This window comes from Stieleria sp., assembly GCF_041595215.1.
In the GTDB taxonomy this organism is placed as follows: Bacteria; Planctomycetota; Planctomycetia; order Pirellulales; family Pirellulaceae; genus Stieleria; species Stieleria magnilauensis.
Map to the genome: position 1 here is coordinate 1 of NZ_JBFHKV010000660.1, position 4,866 is coordinate 4,866.

Sequence of the window (4,866 nt, forward strand, 5' to 3'; positions counted from 1 at the left end):
ACAGACTGAACACGGTCATCACCGCCGCCCAAACGATGTACCACCCCGATCCCTCTTCGCGGGCGACCAACGGATCGGCCAAAATTCGGGCCGGAACGTTCACCACCAACAGGATCGGGATCACAAACGTGAACAGACCGAACAGGGGCTTGCCCAAGTAGCCGCGGTTGTAAATCTCCATCGGATAGCGGCTGAAATTGGTGATGTAAAACCAAAAATTATACAGCGACTGATTGCGCCCCAACCAAACACTCGTCGCACTCAACGCGATCATCACGCTGTACATGATGAAGATCCCACAGAGCAGAAACACGACGTACAGCAACACGGACAACAGCGACGGCACCATCGGATCGACCTCGCGATGGGCCAGATTCCAGAGCGAGACCGCGGCGATCACCCCGCCGGCAAAAAAGTTCGACAATTGACTCCAATCGACCCGCCGAAACGAAATCAGAAACTGTGTATCGATCGGCTTCAATAACGCAAAATCCAATCCGCCGGTTCGAATCATCTCGCTGAATTCCTGGGCGTTGGGCATAAAAAACGCCTGCACCAACGAATTGATGAACCAGGTCGTCGCGATGAACAAAAAGAATCGATCGCGGTCCCACCCCGTGCCCTCTCCGATCGAACCGGTGTGCTCGAAGATGATCAAATAGAAACCGACGTTCATCGCCGTCCAGCCCAGGCTGCTGACGCACTGCAAGAAAAAGTTCAAACGAAACGTCATGTCGCGCACCAGACTGTTCCGCGCGAAGGTCGCAAACACGCGGCCATAACGGCGTAGCTCTTCCATCGAACTCAACCTCCAAAACCGCTGTAGCGTTTGACCCCACGCGCATAGGCGACGCGGCACAAGATGATGAAGAACACCAGCCACCCGGCTTCGATCCACATTTCCATGGCAAGCTCGTCTTCGGGAATCTTCTCCAAGAAGATCGCCGCGGGGAAATAGGCCAGGTACTTGAACGGCAACCAATTCACCACCGTCAACACACTCTCGGGCAACATCGTCAACGGGAACATGTGACCGGACAGAAAGAAGCTGAACAACATGATCACGAACAGCAACGAACTGACTTCTAAGAACCAGAACCCGATCATCCCGATCGCCGCTTCCAAGAAGAAACCGATCAGAAACCCCATCACCAACGAACCGCAAAACGCCAAGAAAACCGGCAGGCTCGGCCAACCGCCGACGAAGTAATCGCGTGCCAGAAAAAAGACGAGTGCGAACGGGGCGACCGCGATCGCGTAATAGGCCAATTTGTGAGCCACGCGGGTGATCAGCAGAAACGCGATCAAATCGATCGGCTGGATCAGAAACCGCTTCACTTCACCTTCGCGGATTTGCTGGGCAATGCCGGACGCCAATCCCGGCATACTGGAAAACGCGCGGGCGATCATCGTCAGCAAGTAATACGCCACCATGTCGCGGAAACCAAATCCGCCGATCTCCGCCGCCGACTCCCCCTCGGGGTCCCCGATCGAATCAAACACGGCGTACCACAAAAAGATCTGAGTGATGATCGGCAGGAATCGCATCAGCGTGCCGAGCGCGAAATCGCCGCGATACACCAAACGTTCACCTAACGATGTCTTCAAGATCATCCACCAAACCGCGACCCGGTGCCCAAACGTGGGGGCCGGCAGCGGCGGAAAGTCGTCGGCGGTCACAGAAGCGGCAGACAAAACAAACTCCGAAGAACAAGGGAAACGATCGACATGTTCTAACCATCCGGCTCCCCTTCGCGAAGGACCGTTGGTCAGCCAAGGTCCTCCCCACCCGGTGGCCCAAGCTTCCAGCTTGCGACCGTGGCCCAAGCTTCCAGCTTGCGACTCCCCCCAATGCCTTAACGCTTCGCCCGCCCCAAATGCCGCCCCACCAAAACGAGCACCAAGACGACCGCACCGACTCCCAACGCCGGCCAAGCGATGGACACGCGTTCCAACAACACCAGCGGTAGCGCGATCGTCAAAATCCCGCCGCCGATGAACGGTGCCGACAGCGGTGCCGCGAGCGCATAGTCGCTCGCCGCGCCCGTTTTCAGTTCCGGATCGACGACACGCAGCAACACAAACCCCGTCGCCGTCGTGCCGGTCGACATGCCGTAGTTGATCAACGCGAGTGGAAACCAGTGCTCTCCAGGCAATACCCAGCGAGACAGGACCATCAAACAGATCGCCGTCCAAATTGCCCCACAAACAAACAAAATCGAAAACGGCCCGATCAATGCCGCCACGGCACTGAGCTTCAACGACGTGATCGCGGCGACCACCAACACCTCCATCGCCGTCGAACTGAGCCGCTCGATGGTCGCCGAATCGACACGATGGGATTGCCCCAGAGCGCGCAGGACGCGGCGAACCAGCCAGCCGCCGAACATCGTGTAGATGAACAGGGGAAAATCCATCACATTGCTCGCCGCCATCCGCTTGGACAACTCTGCGTCGGCGCCCTTGGCCCCCGAAGCCGCCCCCGCCCCGAGCGCCACGTCGATTTGCCCGGCCAGCGCCAGCACGGCCGTCTGCATCAGCATTCCCACACCGACGGCCAAGGCGACCCAGACGATCTGCAACAGCAGCGGGTCGATCGCGTCCGATGAAGTGGTCTGAAACCCGATCGGCTGCTTTTCTTGCGTTGCGCTCGGCGAGGAAGATTCCGCCGAATCACCGCGCAACCATCCCAGCCGCGCGGCCACGTTGATCCAGAAAATACCGCTGACGACGCCATACACCAGCCCGCACGTCGCCATCAGCAACCCCAGATCCAAACCGGCCTCCAAGCCAACTTGTGGGCTGCTGAACACCTGCCCCATCGCCGCCGCCGTGCCGTGACCTCCGGCGAAACCTGTTTCGATCAACATGCCAAACGAGTTGGGCACGTCATAGAGCGGCTGGATCAACAACCACGTCGCCCACAATCCGACCATCGTCTCGCCGAGCACGATGATCCAGACCATCAATCCCTGGCGTCCCACGCGTCGCGCGGTGGAATCATCGTGCGGTCGTGGGCTGCCGCCGGATTGCTGCAACATCATCGCCGCAAACACCACAGCGATCAGCGGTCCCGGCCAACTGGCCAACGTCGCATTGACCTCCGCCGTCTCCGCCGCGATGACGTCGCCACCCCATCGCCCCAGCAACGTGACCGTCGTTAACCCCACAAACCCGGCAACGACTGACCCTGGAATGTACAGCACCCGCAACGCAGCGATCGATTGCCGCAAGACGACACCGACCAATAACAGAATCGCGACGGCCAGAATCGCCCAACTCATCCGGCGGCCAAATCGCGACGCGACGATTCCACGCCGCCCCGATCCATCCCACCGGGATAAGCGGTCCGTCGTCCAACGATCTCCGGTCGCCCCAAACACCGATTGGTCAATCGAGCGACCTCGTCCGGTTCCGTGATCTCTGAAAGAGTCTGGGGGTCACCACTCGCGGTCTGCCCGATCACCAGAATGCGAGCCCCCACCTTCAGAAACGTCACACGTGTTTTGGCGTCGATCGCCGCACTGCCGAGATTTCGCAGCACATCCTCGGGCAACGCGCCGGCCAGTGTTCCAGACGATCCATAACGACGTGAAATCCAAACCAGCCCGCCGAAAACGGCCAGCACCACCAACAGCGAACTGACCGTCGTCACGACCGGCCCGGCCAACGTTCCTCCCGCCGCCTGTCCATCGTCCGCCGCGGCGTCTCCAGAAACCACCAAGGCGGGGAACGCATCGGCCGCATCACGATCGGCAGACGTCTGACCGGCAGACGTCTGATCGCCAAACGCGACAGTCGACGCACGCTCGGGAACCGTCGCGACGGGGTTGCGATAGACCGAATGCCCCTGCGGCCGCTCTTGTGCGTGGGCGATGGTTGTGCCCAACGACAGCACAAAGCAATGCGACAGCACCAACGCGGCGAAACAAACTGAAACGCGAAACAGGGGATTTACCATTGGATCCATTCGTCGGTTGAACTCAGCCGTAGGATGCGACGCGATCGAACGGTCCTGGACGCCGGTCCGGCTACCGCTTTATCTCGCCTAAATCGCCCGATAAATCAAGTGCAGTCTCATCCGCGTCGGGGCTGGTACAGGTCCAGATCGGCCCGTCCGCCCAGCGCGGCGTAGACGGCCACGATTTCTTTCAGCCCGCCCCAAAAGTCCACTTCGGCATCGCCCGTTTGCTGCCGGCCGACTGCAAACAGGTAATCCGCGGGCAGAGCACACGACCGGCTGATCTCCTCGCTTTCGGCGCCGGTTGCCACGATAACGGCTTCAAAGTCGGCCGACGTCCCGTCATCGAGCGTCAGCTGAAAATCTGGTGGCACGTCGTCGTCGTCATCCCCCGTTTCTTCGGCCGCTTCGTCCTCCGCACCGGCAGACACCAGCCCCATCGCCGTCACACGGACGGGACAGCGGAGGCGACCGCGGAGCAAATCGGTTTCCGTCAACGGCAACCAGACCCGGTCGATCCATTCGCCGATCGACAACGGCAACGGCTGGGGGTCGGCATCGCCGGCCTGCGCTTCCAACGCCCCCCTGGCCAACGGTGAAACACATCGATCGGGCATCATCGGGATCGGCTCCTCACGGTTTCCGGCGATCGAATGGGCCACCGCCACCGCCTCAAACAACGTCACGTCATAACCCAGAACGCGACCGTAGAGCGCCGCTTCGATGCCCAGCGGCCCGGCACCGATCACGGCGATCGATCCAGGCGGTTCCAATGTCGCGGTTACGTCAGTCATTTTGTCTCCATGAAAAAGGTGTCCGATTGCTGTTTGCCGACGGAAAACGGTTGCAGGTCGATCGGCGGCTGGTCACCGGCCATCACGTCGGCCAGGCACGTGGCGGTCCCG

General features: G+C 60.3%; 5 protein-coding genes. All 5 read right to left on the minus strand.

Translation table 11 applies throughout. From position 1 onward, the window contains the following. Positions 1 to 799, minus strand: a 799-nt coding sequence (locus ABX749_RS21970) for an ABC transporter permease (protein ID WP_372897869.1), incomplete at its 3' end; no start/stop codon positions are given. A 5-nt stretch (positions 800 to 804) separates the two neighbouring features. Further along, the gene (locus ABX749_RS21975) at positions 805 to 1,614 is read right to left on the minus strand and encodes an ABC transporter permease (RefSeq protein ID WP_372897873.1); all 810 of its coding nucleotides are present in this window, start codon (positions 1,612 to 1,614) and stop codon (positions 805 to 807) included. 242 nt (positions 1,615 to 1,856) lie between these two features. Further along, positions 1,857 to 3,284: a sodium/glutamate symporter gene (locus tag ABX749_RS21980; RefSeq protein WP_372897870.1), complete on the minus strand. Its 1,428-nt coding sequence runs from the start codon at positions 3,282 to 3,284 to the stop codon at positions 1,857 to 1,859. Beyond that, positions 3,281 to 3,961, minus strand: a complete 681-nt coding sequence (locus ABX749_RS21985; protein ID WP_372897871.1) for a FliO/MopB family protein — start codon at positions 3,959 to 3,961, stop codon at positions 3,281 to 3,283. The genes ABX749_RS21980 and ABX749_RS21985 overlap by 4 nt, the downstream gene beginning before the upstream one ends. A gap of 116 nt (positions 3,962 to 4,077) precedes the next feature. Then, entirely contained in the window at positions 4,078 to 4,755 is a 678-nt protein-coding gene (locus tag ABX749_RS21990; protein ID WP_372897872.1) for a hypothetical protein, read from the minus strand. Between the last annotated feature and the right edge of the window lie 111 nt (positions 4,756 to 4,866).